Origin of the sequence: Achromobacter sp. NPDC058515 (assembly GCF_042721735.1) — a bacterium.
Classification (GTDB): Bacteria; Pseudomonadota; Gammaproteobacteria; order Burkholderiales; family Burkholderiaceae_B; genus Achromobacter.
The window spans coordinates 1-14531 of sequence record NZ_JBHXNI010000018.1 but is presented as its reverse complement, the minus strand read 5'-3'; the positions used below and the strand labels follow the sequence as shown (position 1 = coordinate 14531).

General features: G+C 68.1%; 10 protein-coding genes. 5 read left to right on the top strand and 5 right to left on the bottom strand.

Annotated elements, in window-relative coordinates:
* The first annotated feature begins 1 nt into the window (after nt 1).
* The gene (gene lpdA, locus ACFWP0_RS25250; RefSeq protein WP_377846814.1) at nt 2-1399 is read left to right on the top strand and encodes a dihydrolipoyl dehydrogenase; all 1398 of its coding nucleotides are present in this window, start codon (nt 2-4) and stop codon (nt 1397-1399) included.
* Nucleotides 1400-1517: 118 nt separating this feature from the next.
* On the opposite strand, the gene ACFWP0_RS25245 is transcribed toward lpdA, so the two are convergent.
* The 4 genes from ACFWP0_RS25245 to ACFWP0_RS25230 form a co-directional block, all read right to left on the bottom strand.
* Complete coding sequence (locus ACFWP0_RS25245) at nt 1518-2399, bottom strand: LysR substrate-binding domain-containing protein (protein ID WP_377846812.1); 882 nt, start codon at nt 2397-2399, stop codon at nt 1518-1520.
* Between the two features lie 1287 nt (nt 2400-3686).
* Nucleotides 3687-5555 (bottom strand): dihydroxy-acid dehydratase, encoded by a 1869-nt coding sequence (gene ilvD / locus ACFWP0_RS25240; RefSeq protein WP_377846810.1) that lies wholly within the window; start codon nt 5553-5555, stop codon nt 3687-3689.
* A gap of 106 nt (nt 5556-5661) precedes the next feature.
* Entirely contained in the window at nt 5662-6468 is an 807-nt protein-coding gene (locus tag ACFWP0_RS25235; protein ID WP_377846808.1) for an AraC family transcriptional regulator, read from the bottom strand.
* 9 nt (nt 6469-6477) lie between these two features.
* Nucleotides 6478-7368: a LysR family transcriptional regulator gene (locus tag ACFWP0_RS25230; protein ID WP_377846806.1), complete on the bottom strand. Its 891-nt coding sequence runs from the start codon at nt 7366-7368 to the stop codon at nt 6478-6480.
* 124 nt (nt 7369-7492) lie between these two features.
* On the opposite strand from ACFWP0_RS25230, the gene ACFWP0_RS25225 reads away from it, so the two are divergent.
* Both ACFWP0_RS25225 and ACFWP0_RS25220 read left to right on the top strand, forming a co-directional pair.
* Nucleotides 7493-8038 (top strand): GNAT family N-acetyltransferase, encoded by a 546-nt coding sequence (locus ACFWP0_RS25225; RefSeq protein ID WP_377846804.1) that lies wholly within the window; start codon nt 7493-7495, stop codon nt 8036-8038.
* Nucleotides 8035-9222, top strand: coding sequence for an MFS transporter (locus ACFWP0_RS25220; RefSeq protein WP_377846802.1), 1188 nt, complete (start codon nt 8035-8037; stop codon nt 9220-9222). The genes ACFWP0_RS25225 and ACFWP0_RS25220 overlap by 4 nt, the downstream gene beginning before the upstream one ends.
* A gap of 409 nt (nt 9223-9631) precedes the next feature.
* On the opposite strand, the gene queC is transcribed toward ACFWP0_RS25220, so the two are convergent.
* On the bottom strand, nt 9632-10351 hold the full coding sequence (gene queC / locus ACFWP0_RS25215; protein ID WP_377846800.1) for a 7-cyano-7-deazaguanine synthase QueC: 720 nt from the start codon (nt 10349-10351) through the stop codon (nt 9632-9634).
* Nucleotides 10352-10513: 162 nt separating this feature from the next.
* Here queC and ppc point away from each other — a divergent pair, with 162 nt between their 5' ends.
* Nucleotides 10514-13363, top strand: a complete 2850-nt coding sequence (gene ppc / locus ACFWP0_RS25210) for a phosphoenolpyruvate carboxylase (RefSeq protein WP_377846798.1) — start codon at nt 10514-10516, stop codon at nt 13361-13363.
* 11 nt (nt 13364-13374) lie between these two features.
* Nucleotides 13375-14187: an alpha/beta fold hydrolase gene (locus ACFWP0_RS25205; protein ID WP_377846796.1), complete on the top strand. Its 813-nt coding sequence runs from the start codon at nt 13375-13377 to the stop codon at nt 14185-14187.
* Nucleotides 14188-14531 lie beyond the last annotated feature (344 nt).

Sequence of the window (14531 nt, the reverse complement as noted above, 5' to 3'; positions counted from 1 at the left end):
GATGACGAAGACGAACTTTGACCTCATCGTCGTGGGCGGCGGCCCCGGCGGCTACGTGGCCGCCATCCGCGCCGCGCAGCTGGGCATGTCGGTGGCGCTGGTGGAACGCGCCGAGCTGGGCGGCATCTGCCTGAACTGGGGCTGCATACCCACCAAGGCGCTGCTGCACAGCGCCACGGTGTTGCGCGCCTGCCGGGAGGCCGCGCATTACGGCGTGACGGGCGCGGCCGAGGCCCGCCCGGACCTGGCCGCCATGGTGGCGCGTTCACGCAAGGTGGCGGGCCGCCTGGGCCAGGGCGTGGCGCACCTGATGAAGAAGAACGGTGTGACGGTGTACGCCGCCAGCGCCAGGCTGGCCGGGTCCGGCAAGCTGTCGCTGGACAACGGCGCCGCGCTGTCGGCCCCGCACATCATCCTGGCCACCGGCGCGCGCGCCCGCGACCTGCCGGCGCTGCTCGTGGACGAACGCATCTGGTCCTATCGGCAGGCGCTGGTTCCCACGGAGATCCCGAAGTCGCTGCTGGTGGTGGGCGCGGGCGCCATCGGCGCGGAGTTCGCAAGCTTCTATCGCGCGGTGGGTTCGGAGGTCACGCTGATCGACATGACGCCCGAAATCCTGCCGCAGGAAGACGCCGAGATCTCGCAGCTGGCGCGCAAGGCCTTCGAAAAGCAAGGCATCCGCGTGCTGACGCGATGCGCGGTGACGGCATCGTCGCCGACCGCAACCGGCGTGAAAGTGGCGCTGGAGCAGGAAGGCAAGAAGACGGAACTGGAAGTCGACCGGGTGATCGTCGCCGCCGGCATCGTCGGCAACGTGGAAAACCTGGGGCTGGAACAGACCCGCGTGAAGGTCGAGAAGACGCACATCGTCACCGACGGCCTGTGCCGCACCGGCGAACCGGGCGTCTACGCGATCGGCGACGTGGCCGGCGCCCCCTGGCTGGCCCACAAGGCCAGCCACGAAGCCGTACTGTGCGTGGAAGCCATCGCCGGCAAGCCCGCGCACGCCATCGACCCGTTGCGCATCCCCGCCTGCACGTATTCCTATCCGCAGGTGGCAAGCATCGGCATGACCGAAGCGCGCGCCCGCGAGCATGCAAAACAGGCGGGCGGCGAGATCCGGGTGGGCAAGTTCACCTTCGCCGGCAACGGCAAGGCGATCGCGATGGGCGAGGACCAGGGCCTGGTCAAGACCGTGTTCGACGCGAAGTCAGGAGAACTGCTGGGCGCGCACATCATCCATCCCGAGGCCTCCGAACTGATCACGGGCTATGGCGTGGCGGCCTCGCTTGAAGCCACCGAGGAAGACCTGATGCACACGGTGTTCGCGCACCCGACCTTGTCGGAGACGCTGCACGAGTCAGTGCTGTCAGCGTTTGGACGCGCGTTGCACGGCTAAGGGGCAGACACGCTGCACGGGTGTCTGACACCGGGTGTTTTGCCCAGGTGTCTGACACCGGTGTCTGACACCGATCAAATTCTTGGCCAGGTGTCTGACACCGGGTGTCTGACACCGATCAAATTCTTCCCGCGTAGAAATCCAGGAAGCACGCAATGCGCCGCGACAGCTGCGTATTGCGGTGATACACGGCATGCATGGGCTGCAGGTAGTCGGTGTATTCGCTTTCCATGACCTTCACCAGCCGCCCGGCCTGAATGTCTTCGCGCACGACGAAGTCCGACAGGCAGGCGATGCCCACGCCGCGCAGCGCCAGCTGCCGCTGCGTTTCGCCGCTGGAGGTGGCGAGCGTGGGCGTGGCCTGGTAGCTGGTCCCGCCGGCGTGGCGCAGCGGCCATACGTTCAGGCTTTCGGGCTGGGTGAATCCCAGCAGCTCATGCCCGGCCAGATCCTCCACCGTCTTCGGCGCGCCGCGCCTGGCGACGTAGTCCGGGCTGGCCATCATCCAGCGCGGCGACGGCCGCAAGGAGCGCGCATGCAGGGTAGAGTCCGTCAGCGGCCCCATGCGCAGCGCCACGTCGGTGCGGTGTTCCATCAGGTCGACGATGCGGTCGTTGCTGGTGAGCTCCAGCGTGATCTCGGGATATTCGCGCCGGAAATCCCCGACGTGGGGCACCACGCAATGCAGCATCACCGGGACCGACGCATCCACCCGGAGGCGGCCGGCGGGGCGCTGATGAACCATGCGCATGCATTCCTCGGCCTCTTCCAGCGACGCGACGATCTGCCGGGCCTTGGAGAGGAAGTGGTTGCCTTCTTCGGTCAGCTCCATGCGGCGGGTGGTCCGGTTCAGGAGCGTGACGCCCAGGTCTTCCTCCAGGCGCTGCAGGCCACGGCTGACGCCCGAGGCGGTCTGGCCGAGCATTTCGGCGGCGGCGCTTAGGGAGCCTGCGTCTACGACTCCAAGGAACAGCCGCAGGGCATCAGAGTTCAGGGACATTTGCTGGGGGCTTGTGGTCGGTTGTTTTCGGATTTTATAGGGGTTGTTTTGGGTGGCGGGGGGTTTGGTCGATTGCCGGGAGGTGGGTTCTTGAGACGCCTGTCGCGGCGGGGGCCTGGGGTGCGCGGGGCTGCGATTGCGGCCCGGAGCCTTCGCTCCGGGCTTCCCCCTTGTCATCCTCGTCCTCGCCTGCGGCGACTCCTTCGGATTCCCTCGGGCTTATCGACGCCCCGCGCACCCCAGGCCCCCGCCGCGACAGGCTCTGGTGGTTGAATCTTTACGGGCGCTGGGGCGGGGTGTGTTCTTAAGGTTCTCGCCCTGGTTGGGGGGTGGCGGAAGATCTTGCGGGGCCCGCCCCCGGCCGGCCGCGCGGGCGGCCTTTGGGGGCTTACGCGGTGTCTTGCGTCGTAGCGGATGACGCTTCGCGTGTGGGTCGCGATGTTGGTGTACTTTTCCCGCGTCAGATTGCCGATGGAATATCTTGCGACGCTCGCCCCTGGTCGGCCGCGCGGGCGGCCTCGGGGGCTTTGGCGGTGTCTTGCGATTGGGAATGCCGCTGCGCGAGTATGAGAGATTTCGTTTGCCGGGCCCGCCTCAAAACGGCCGCCCGGGCGGCCTTTTGAGGCTTACGCGGTGTCTTGCGGCACATGCTGTCGCTGCGCGAATGCAGGAGATCTCGCTTCCAGCCCGCCACTAATCGCCATTTCAACTCCAGTGCCCGATGGGCGGCGCGCGCGCACAAGTCTGCATGCGCAAGCGGCTCGCCATCGCGCGCCGCCCATCACCGCCCCTCCCCCCCGACGCGAGTGCCAATAGCAAACCACCCTACGCATTCGCGCAAGCGACCACCGCATCGACGACCCGACACACAGATGCCGAATGCAGCCGCCCGCGCGGCTGCATTTCGGCGGCCCCGCAAATTCCCTACCCCGACCACAGCTCTAGCAGCGCATCAAACCCAGACACTCGTAGCCCGGCGTCGCGGGCGGGGGGGCTGCGAGCAACCTCCATGCGCCCGAGGGAATCTGAAGGAACCGCCGAAGGCGGTGACGAAGATGACGACGGGGACGTCCGGAGCGAAGGCTCCGGACCGCTATGGCGGGCGCTCGCAGCCCCCCCGCCCGCGACGCCGGGCGACCTACGAAGATCGATCGAACGAACGAACGAAGCCATCCACAACCACCCAACAGCAAAAATCACGAAAGTAACCGCAGAAATCCCTAACGTGATAAACAAATCCAAAAAAAAGCGACGCCCAAAGCGCCGCCTTTTTCAACAATCAGCCAATCACCGCTTAGCCTTCTGCTTCAACTGCGACAAATCCCGCACAGCCCCACGATCTGCCGAAGTCGCCAACGCAGCATAAGCCTGCAAAGCCAGCGACACCACACGCTCGCGCCCCACCGGCTCCCATCCGTCAGCGCGCGCATCCATTGCCGCGCGGCGGCGGGCCAGCTCCTCGTCGGAGACGGCCAGGTGCATCTTGCGGTTCGGGATGTCGATCTCGATCACGTCGCCCTCTTCCACCAGGCCGATCGTGCCGCCTTCCGCCGCTTCCGGCGAAGCGTGGCCGATCACCAGGCCCGACGAGCCGCCCGAAAAGCGGCCATCGGTGAACAGCGCGCAGGTCTTGCCCAGGCCCTTGGACTTCAAGTAGGACGTGGGATACAGCATCTCCTGCATGCCCGGGCCGCCCTTGGGGCCTTCGTAGCGGATCACCACCACGTCGCCCGCCACGATCTTGTCGCCCAGGATGCCTTCCACGGCGTCGTCCTGGCTTTCGAAGACCCGCGCGCGGCCCGTGAAGACCCATTGGGACTCGTCCACGCCCGCCGTCTTCACGATGCAACCCTTTTCCGCCAGGTTGCCGTACAGCACGGCCAGGCCGCCGTCCTTGGAATAGGCGCTTTCCTTGCTGCGGATGCAGCCCGTCTTGCGGTCGGTGTCCAGCGTCAGGAAGGTGGCGTCCTGGCTGAAGGCGACCGTGGTCGGGATGCCGCCGGGGGCTGCGCGGTAGAACTTTTGCGCTTCCTCGCCCGCGCCGCCGGCCACGTCCCACTTCTGGATCGCGTTGCCCAGCGTGCCGCTGTGGACGTTGCCGCAGGACAGGTCCAGCAGGTCCGCGCGCGCCAGCTCGCCCAGGATGCCCAGGATGCCGCCGGCGCGGTGCACGTCTTCAATGTGGTACTTGTCGGTGGCGGGCGCCGCCTTGCACAGGCAGGGCACCTTGCGCGAGATGCGGTCGATGTCGGCCATCGTGAAGTCCACCCCGGCTTCCTGCGCCGCGGCCAGCAAGTGCAGCACAGTGTTGGTCGAGCCGCCCATGGCCACGTCCAGCGCCATGGCGTTCTGGAACGCGCTCTTGGTCGCGATGTTGCGCGGCAGGACCGATTCGTCTTCTTCCACGTAGTAGCGGCGGCACAGGTCCACGACCAGGCGGCCGGCTTGTTCGAACAAGCCCTTGCGCCAGGCATGCGTGGCCACGATGGTGCCGTTGCCCGGCAGCGCCAGGCCGATGGCTTCGGTCAGACAGTTCATCGAGTTGGCGGTGAACATGCCGGAACAGGAGCCGCAGGTCGGGCAGGCGCTGCGTTCGACTTCGGCCACTTCGGCGTCCGACACCTTGGGGTCGGCGGCCTTGATCATGGCGTCGATCAGGTCGATCTTGGCGATGACCGAACCGTCGATCGGCGACTTGACCTTGCCCGCTTCCATCGGACCGCCGGACACGAACACGACCGGGATGTTCAGGCGCATGGCGGCCATCAGCATCCCCGGGGTGATCTTGTCACAGTTCGAGATGCAGACCATGGCGTCGGCGCAGTGCGCGTTCACCATGTACTCCACCGAGTCGGCGATGAGTTCGCGCGAGGGCAGCGAATACAGCATGCCGCCGTGGCCCATGGCGATGCCGTCGTCGACGGCGATGGTGTTGAATTCCTTGGCGACGCCGCCGGCGGCTTCGATTTCCTTGGCTACCAGCGCGCCCAGGTCGCGCAGGTGCACGTGGCCCGGCACGAACTGCGTGAACGAGTTCACCACCGCGATGATCGGCTTGCCGAAATCGCCGTCCTTCATGCCGGTGGCGCGCCACAGGGCGCGGGCTCCGGCCATGTTGCGGCCGTGGGTCGAAGTGCGGGAACGGTAGTGCGGCATGATTTGTCTCAGGCTGTTGCTGTTAGCGTGGGCGGCAAAACGGTAAATAATACGCTGGTTCGGCGCGGGCCTGCCAGGCGGCGGCCCCGTGACCGGCGATCGGCCATCAGGCGGACGCCTGCCCGCGCGCCGCAAAGGCGCTGGGCGATTCGCCAAGCGCCTTGCGGAACATGGCGGCGAAGGCGCTGGGGCTCTCATAGCCCAGGTCCAGCGCCACATCCAGCACCCGCTCGCCCCGCGCCAGCCTTTCCATGGCGGCCAGGAGCCGCGCCTGCTGGCGCCAGCGGCCGAAGGTCATGCCCGTGTGGCGCAGGAACAGACGATGCACGGTCTTCGGATCCACCCCCAATTCCCGCCCCCAGTCGGCCGCCCCGTCCTGGCGTTCCGGATGCCGCACGATGGCGCGGCAGATGCGGGCCAACCGGGGTTCCGACGGCTGCGGCAGGTGCAGCGGCAGCACGGGTTCCTGGCGCAGCTCGTCCAGCAGCAGCATCATCAGCCGGCCGTCGCGCGTGTCGGGCGCCCAGTCCAGCGGCACCTCGGCCGCGGCTGCCATCAATTCCCGCAGCAACGGGGACACCGACAGCACGCAGCATTGCGCTGGCAAATGCGCCGCGGCGCCGGGCTCGACGAAGACCGTGCGCATGCGGGGCTCGCCGCTCATGCGGATGCCGTGCGGCACCCAGGCCGGCACCCACACGCCGCGGGTGGGCGGCACGACCCAGATGCCCGCATCGGTATCGACCACCATCACGCCCGAGATCGCATAGACGAGCTGTCCGCGGCGATGGCGGTGGCGCTTCACGCGATGGCCGTCCTCGTAGTCCACCGCCAGCCCGGCCACGGGGCGCCGCGAGGATTCATAGGGAAACAGGTCCAGGCCGGCCGGCGCATGGGGAGATGATCCAGTCATATCCATTCCTCAGGCCCGCAACGCCAGCAGCGCGTCCTGCAGATGGCGCAGCCCGCGGCTGAGCGGCTTGTCGCGGCGCAGGACGATGGCCAGGTCACGCGACAGGCGCGGCGTCAGCGAGCGCACCTCCAGCGCATCGCGCCGGCCCGCGCCCGTCACGGCCAGCCGGGGCAGCACGGCGCAGCCCAGCCCCGCCGCCACGATCTCCTTCATGGCTTCCGTGCTGCCCAGCTCCATGATGGGCTTGGCCGCCACGCCCGCCGCCTCGAACCAGTCGTCCACCAGCCGGCGCGTGCGCGCGCCGGGCTCGAACAGCACCAAGGGCAGCTGCGCCAGGGACTGCGGGGTGACGATGGCGGGAATGGCGTCCGGGTCCCGCGCGGGAAAGATCGCCACGAACTCGTCTTCCATCACCGGCGTCGCCTGGAACATGCGGCCCGGCGCCGGCAGCGTGATCAGGACGATATCCAGGGCGTTGTTCTCCAGCCCGCGCAGCATGTCCGCGGTGTTGCCGGTGCTGGCCACGATGTCCAGCGCCGGAAACCGCCGGCGCAGGTCGGCCAGCAGCGGCGGCAGCAGGTAGGTGCAGGCGGTGGCGCCCGTGCCCAGCCGGATCCGGCCGGACACCTGGGACGCGTGCGCCGTCATGGCCTGCTCGGCCTGAGCCAGCGCGCCGTCGATCACCCGGATGTGGGTCAGCAGCTCCAGCCCCGCCGCGGTCGGCCCGGCGCGGCGGCCGATGCGCTCCACCAGCTTCAGCCCGAACCGCCGTTCCAGCTGGCGGATCTGCAGGCTGACGGCGGGCTGTGTCACCCCGCCCCGCTCGGCGGCGGCGGAAAAACTGCCCAGTTCGATGACCTGCGCAAAGGTGCGCAAATGGTCCAGGTTCAGGCCACGCATCGCCTCAATCCAAAGTTTTGCTTATGAAAACCATAATAGACCAAAGCTTTATTAATGAATGCGCTTGCGACACACTGGCGGCTGCTTCTTCGATTTTTTCGCCACCACCCTAGCCGGCCATTTCATGTCGCCCCACGCCCCCACCGTCCTCATCCGCGACAGCGCGGAAGCCGATCTTCCCGCCATCAAGACCATCTACGCGCACCACGTGCAGCACGGCACCGCCTCGTTCGAGCTGGAGCCGCCCTCCATCGCCGACATGCTCCAGCGCCGCGCAGCCGTGCTGGAAAAGGAAATGCCCTATCTGGTGGCCGAGATCAACGGCGAAGTCGTGGGCTACGCCTACGTCACCCCCTATCGCCCGCGCCCGGCCTACCGGCACACGGTGGAAGACTCGGTCTATGTGAAGGCCGGCCGCGCCGGCCTGGGCATCGGCGGCAAGCTGCTCGCCGCGCTGATCGAACGCTGCACTGCGGCGGGCTGGCGCCAGATGCTGGCGGTAGTGGGCGACAGCCGCAACGCCGCCTCGCTGGCGCTGCACGCCAGCCAGGGCTTCCACCCCGTCGGCACCCTGCGGTCCGTAGGCCACAAGCATGGCGAATGGCGCGACACCGTGCTGATGCAGCGCAGCCTGGGCGAAGGCGACGCAACGCCGCCGCAACGGCCGTGATCCCCCCGCGCGCCATCGTCTGCCTGGGCCTGACCCAGCTGGTGGGCTGGGGCGTCACCTTCTACCTGATCGGCGCGCTGGGCCCGGCCATGGCCGCCGACCTGGGCTGGAACGCCGCCACCGTCTACGGCGGCTTCTCCGCCGCCATCGTCGTGATGGCCCTGGTGTCGCCCCTGGCCGGCATGGCGGTGGACCGCTGGGGCGGACACCGCGTCATGCCCGCCGGCGCAATCATCGCCGCGCTGGGCTGCGCCCTGCTCGCCGCGGCGCATGCCGTGCCGCTGTACTTCCTGGCCTGGGCGCTGCTGGGCATAGGCATGCGCCTGTGCCTCTACGACGCCGCCTTCGCCTCGCTCGCCCGCGCCGCCGGCCCTACCGCGCGCCGCCCCATGTCCCAGATCACCCTGTTCGGCGGCCTTGCGTCCACCGTGATGTGGCCGGTCGGCCACGCGCTGTCCGGCTGGCTGGGCTGGCGCGGCGCCGCGCTGGCCTACGCCGCCCTGGCGCTAGCCACCGTGCCGCTCTACCTGGCCCTGCCCCGCCAGCGCTACGCCGCCCCCGCCGCCGACACCGGCAAGGCCGCTGCAGGCCTGACCCGCAGCCCCGCCGAACGCCGCCAGGCCGGCGCGCTGTACGCGGTCATCGCCATGCTGACCAACTTCCTGGCCGCCGGCAACGCCGCCCACCTGATCTCCCTGCTCTCCGGCCTGGGCCTAGCCGCAGCCGCCGCCGTCAGCGTCGCCGCCCTATGGGGCATCGGCCAATTCGCCGCCCGCCTCGCCGACGTCGCCCTGGGCTCCCGCCTGCATCCGCTGACCCTGACCCTGGCCGTAGGCGCCCTGCTGCCGCTGTGCTTCCTGCTGGCGCTGCTGTCCGGCGGCAACCTCTACGCCACCGCCGCCTACGCCCTGCTCTACGGCGCCTGCAACGGCCTGATGACCATCACCCGGGGCACGCTACCGCTCGCCCTCTTCGACTTCCGCAGCTACGGCACCCTGGTCGGCGCGCTGTTGATCCCCAGCTTCCTGCTGACGGCAACCGCGCCGGTGGCCTATGCATTTGTCATCGAAGGCCAAGGCGCGCCATTCACGATGGCAGTCTCCGCCGCGCTGGCAACAGCAATTGCCGCGGCAGCGTTCACACTAAGATGGAAATTCATTGACCGGGTAGCCGCAACCACTTAGGAAAGCGCAGTTCGACAAACGCAGAACACACGCAGCCCACACGCGAAGCGACATCCTCACGACGCAAGACGAAACGTAAGCCCCCAAAGGCCGCCCGCGCGGCCGGCCGGGGGCGGGCGCCGCAAGACATTCCTCACCACCCCGATACCGGCAAGAACCAGAAGAAAGCAGCTCGCCCCCGCTGACTTCAAGTTTCAGACGCTAGAGCACGGCGTGGCGGCGGCCTGGGGTGCGCGGGGCGTCGATAAGCCCGAGGGAATCCGAAGGAGTCGCCGAAGGCGAGGACGAGGATGACAAGGGGGAAGTCCGGAGCGAAGGCTCCGGACCGCAATCGCAGCCCCGCGCACCCCAGGCCGCCGCCACGCCGTGCGTCTCAAGAACCCCTTCGGCAAAAAAACCAAACCCCCAATCACCCCTCAGCAGCAGAAGCCACCACCCACTTCTCCCACCCAATCTTCCTCAACTTGCAAGCCGGACACTCCCCACACCCATACCCCCAATCATGCCGGGCCCCCCGCTCCCCCAAATAGCAGGTATGGCTCTCCTCGACTATCGTCTCCACCAGCGCATCCCCGCCCAGCTGATGCGCCAACGCCCAAGTCTCCGACTTGTCGATCCACATCAATGGCGTCTCGATCGTCACCCTGGCCCCCAACCCCAGCCCCAGCGCCACCTGCTGCGCCTTGATCGTATCGTCGCGGCAATCCGGATACCCGGAAAAATCCGTCTCGCACATGCCCCCCACCAGCACATCCAGCTGACGCCGATACCCCAGCGCCGCCGCCAGCGTCAGGAACAGCAGATTGCGCCCCGGCACAAACGTATTCGGCAGCCCGTTGGCCTGCATCTCGATCGCCCGGTCGCTGGTCATGGCGGTATCGCCCACCTGCCCCAGCACCTTCAGGTCCAGCAGATGGTCCTCGCCCAGGCGCGCCGCCCACTCCGGAAAATTCTCCCGGATCTCGCGCAGCACATTCAGCCGCGCCGAAAGCTCGATGTGATGGCGCTGGCCGTAATCGAACGCCACCGTTTCCACATGGGCATAGCGGTCCAGCGCCCAGGCCAGGCAAGTGGTGGAATCCTGGCCGCCCGAAAACAGCACGAGCGCGCGACGTTGATAATTTTGCATAAAGGGGGCTTCTAGAAAGACGAAGGGACACCACGAACTTTAACGCAGCCCCGGCGCTTCCCCGTAAGGAACGCTGCGTAAAATCGACCGGATTCCATTTACGGTTCACCAGCAACGCCCACGCCCTCCCTTTCCTCCAGCAGCCCGACGGATCCCCGCCAGATGAATGCCACTCGCACGCAGTCAGACTCCGCAGAACCCTTGCGTCACGACATCCGGCTGTTAGGCCGCTTGCTGGGAGAGGTCATAGAGGAATGCGAAGGCAAGCGCGTCTTCGACACCATCGAAACCCTGCGCCGCACCGCCGTGAAATTCCGCCGCGAAGGCAACGACGCCGACAGCAAACTGCTGGAACAGCGCGTCAAGCGCCTGCAAGGCAGCGACCCCAACTCCGTCGCGCGCGCCTTCAGCTACTTCCTGCACCTGGCCAACATCGCCGAAGACCGCGACCAGAATCGCCGCCAGCGCGCCCGCGCGCTGACCGACGACACCCCCGCGCGCGGCAGCCTGCGCGAAGCCATCCAGAACCTGGGCCGGCATGGCGTGGGCGTGGCCCGCGTCCGCCGCCTGCTGGCCGACGCCTGCGTGATGCCCGTGCTGACCGCGCACCCCACCGAAGTGCAGCGCAAGAGCACCCTGGACGTCCACCGCGAAATCTCCACGGCCCTCGCCCAGCGCGACGGCCTCCTCACCCCCGAAGAACTGGCCGAGCTGGACGCCGCCCTGCTGGGCCGCGTGGCCACGCTGTGGCAGACCCGCATGCTGCGCTACACGCGGCTGACGGTCTCCGACGAAATCGAGAACGCGCTCTCGTACTACCGCAGCACCTTCCTGCAAGTCATCCCGCGCCTGTACGCCGACCTGTCCAAGCTGCTCAACCGCGAATCCGCCAAGCCCTTCGCCGCCCCGCCCCCGCCGCTGGAACCCTTCCTGCGCATGGGCAGCTGGATCGGCGGCGACCGGGACGGCAACCCCAACGTCGACGCCGCCACCCTCGAACGCGCGCTGCTGCGCCAGGCCACGGTGCTGTTCGAGCACTACCTGCAAGAGGTCCACGCGCTGGGCGCGGAACTGTCCATCACCACCCTGCTGATCGCCGCCGACCCCCAGCTGCTGGCGCTGGCCGACAGCAGCGGCGACGACTCCCCGCACCGAAGCGACGAGCCCTACCGCCGCGCGCTGGTCGGCGTCTACGCCCGGCTGGCCGCCACCGCGCTGCGCCTGACCGGCCAGGACCTGGCCCGCCGCAGCACCGTCGCGGCGCCCGCCTATGACGCGCCCGAAGAACTGTCCGCCGACCTGGCCATCATCGCGGCGTCGCTCGCCGCCCACCACGGCGCGCCCGTCGGCAAGCTGCGCCTGGCCGGCCTGCAGCAGGCCGTCGAAGTCTTCGGCTTTCACCTGGCCACGGTTGACCTGCGCCAAAGCTCCGACGTCCACGAAAACGCCCTGGCCGAACTGTTCTCGCGCGCCGGCGCCACGCGCAACGGCAAGCCGCTGGACTACCTGGCCCTGAACGAAGAAGAACGCGTCGAACTGCTGCGCGCCGAATTGGCGCAGGCGCGCCCGCTTGCCTCGCCCTGGATCGCCTACAGCGAAGACACCACCCGCGAACTCGCCGTGCTGCGCGCCGCCGCCGCCGGCCGCGCCCGCTACGGCAAGCAGGCCGTGCGCCAGACCATCGTGTCCCACACCGAGACCTTGAGCGACCTGCTCGAAGTCATGGTGCTGCAAAAAGAAGCCGGCCTCATCGCGCCCGCCGGCCAGGACGTCGCGCCCGAAGACGGCCTGATGGTCGTGCCCCTGTTCGAAACCATCCCCGACCTGCAGCGCGGCGCCGACATCATGGCCGCATGGCTCGACCTCCCGGAAATCCGCCAGCGCGTGAAGCAGGCGCAGAACGGCGCGCAGGAAGTCATGCTGGGCTACTCCGACAGCAACAAGGACGGCGGCTTCCTGACGTCCAACTGGTCGCTCTACCAGGCCGAACGCGCGCTGGTCGACGTGTTCTCCACCCGCCACGTCCGCCTGCGCCTCTTCCACGGCCGCGGCGGCTCCGTCGGACGCGGCGGCGGCTCCAGCTTCGACGCCATCCTCGCCCAGCCGCCCGGCACCGTCGCCGGCCAGATCCGCCTGACCGAACAGGGCGAAGTCATCCAGAGCAAATACAAGGACGCCGAAGTCGGCCGCTGGCACCTGGAACTGCTGATCGCCGCCACGCTGGAATCCAGCCTGGCCCCGCGCGCCGAGGCCACCAGCGCCGAAGACGCGCACATGGCGCACCACGGCCCCGCCATGTCCTTCATGTCCGACACCGCGCAACGCACCTACCGCGGCCTGGTCTACGACACCCCCGGCTTCGCCGAATATTTCTTCGCCGCCACCCCCATCAGCGAAATCGCCGGCCTGAACATCGGCTCGCGCCCCGCCTCCCGCAAAAAGGGCCAGCGCATCGAAGACCTGCGCGCCATCCCCTGGGGCTTCTCCTGGGCCCAGTGCCGCCTCATGCTCACCGGCTGGTACGGCATGGGCTCCGCCATCGAGGCCTACCTGGAAACCGGCGCCCCCGACGCCCCCCGCTCCCGCCGCAGCCGCCTCGCCCAACTGCGCGAAATGGCCCGCGACTGGCCCGCCTTCCGCACCCTGCTCTCCAACATGGAAATGGTGCTGGCCAAGTCCGACCTGGCGATCGCCGCCCGCTACGCCCAGCTCGTGCCCCAACGCGGCTTGCGCGAGCGCATCTTCGGCTCCATCAGCGCCGAACACGCCCGCACGCTCGCCATGCTCAAGCTCCTGACCCAGCGCGAACTGCTGGCCGACAACCCCACGCTGCAAGTCTCGCTGCGCGAGCGCTTCGCCTACATCGACCCGCTGAACTACCTGCAAATCGACCTGATCCGCCGCCACCGCGCCGCGCACAAGCACCCCAACCCCGAAGTCGACGAGCGCGTGCAACGCGCCATCCACCTCACCATCAACGGCATTGCGGCAGGGCTGCGCAACTCGGGGTGAGCGGCGCCGCCATGAATGCAGCCCTGAACGTTGTCTCCGGCGCCGCCGTCCTCGCCACTGAAATGGCTGGCAGCGGCGCCCCTGTTGTTTTTCTCCATGCCAACATCTGCGACAGGCGCATGTGGCATGCGCAGATGCAATCCAGCGCAACGGACTATCAAGCGATTTCCTATGACCGACGCGGGTTCGGGGAAACTCGCGCGGCAGCGGAGAACCACTCCGCCGTAGCCGACCTGATTGCGGTGATGGACGCCACCGCCGGCGCGGCCCCGGCGATTCTGGTTGGATGTTCGCAAGGCGCAAATATCGCGCTGAACGCGGCGCTCAAGCACCCCGCACGCGTGCGCGGGCTGGTGCTTATTTCGCCGACCGTGAACGGAGCCCCGCAAGCGGTCTATACGCCAGAACTTCGGGAGATGCTGGCGCGTCAGCAACAGGCGGAAGCGTCCAAAGATCTCGACCAGCTGAACGGAATCAAGGCGCGCCTGTTCCTGGATGGCGCGCTGGCTCCCGAAGGACGCGTAACCGGCCATGTTCGACGGCTGTTCCTGGAGATGAACGCCATTGCGCTCGCGGCTTCGCCCGCGGGGACCCCTTGCGACGATGGCCGCGCTTTTGATCGGCTGGGGGAAATCAGCGTCCCGTCCCTGGTCATATCCGGGAAGCTGGACTTCCCCCATATCCAGGAACGCGCCCGTTTAGTCGCAAACCTTCTCCCTGTTTCGCAAGCCCACACATTGCCCGACGTTGCCCACCTGCCGGGTTTGGAGCAGCCCGACATAGTTACCGGCTTGATCAAGCACTTCGTCAAGCGCTGCGCCTGATAGAGACAGCAAGCCCCGCCCCACACGCGAAGCGTCACCCCCCCGACGCAAGACAATGCGTAAGCCCCCAAAGGCCGCCCGCGCGGCCGGCCGGGGGCAGGCCCCGCAAGATCCTCCACCACCACTCCACCGGTGGCGAGAACCTCAAGAACCCCACCCGCCCCAGCGCCCGCAAAGCTGAAACCACCCGAGCCCGGCGTGGCGGGGGCCTGGGGTGCGCGGGGCGTCAGATCAGCCCGAGGGAATCTGAAGGAACCGCCGCAGGCGGTGACGAAGATGACGAAGGGGGAGTCCGGAGCGAAGGCTCCGGACCGCAATCGCAGCCCCGCGCACCCCAGGCCCCC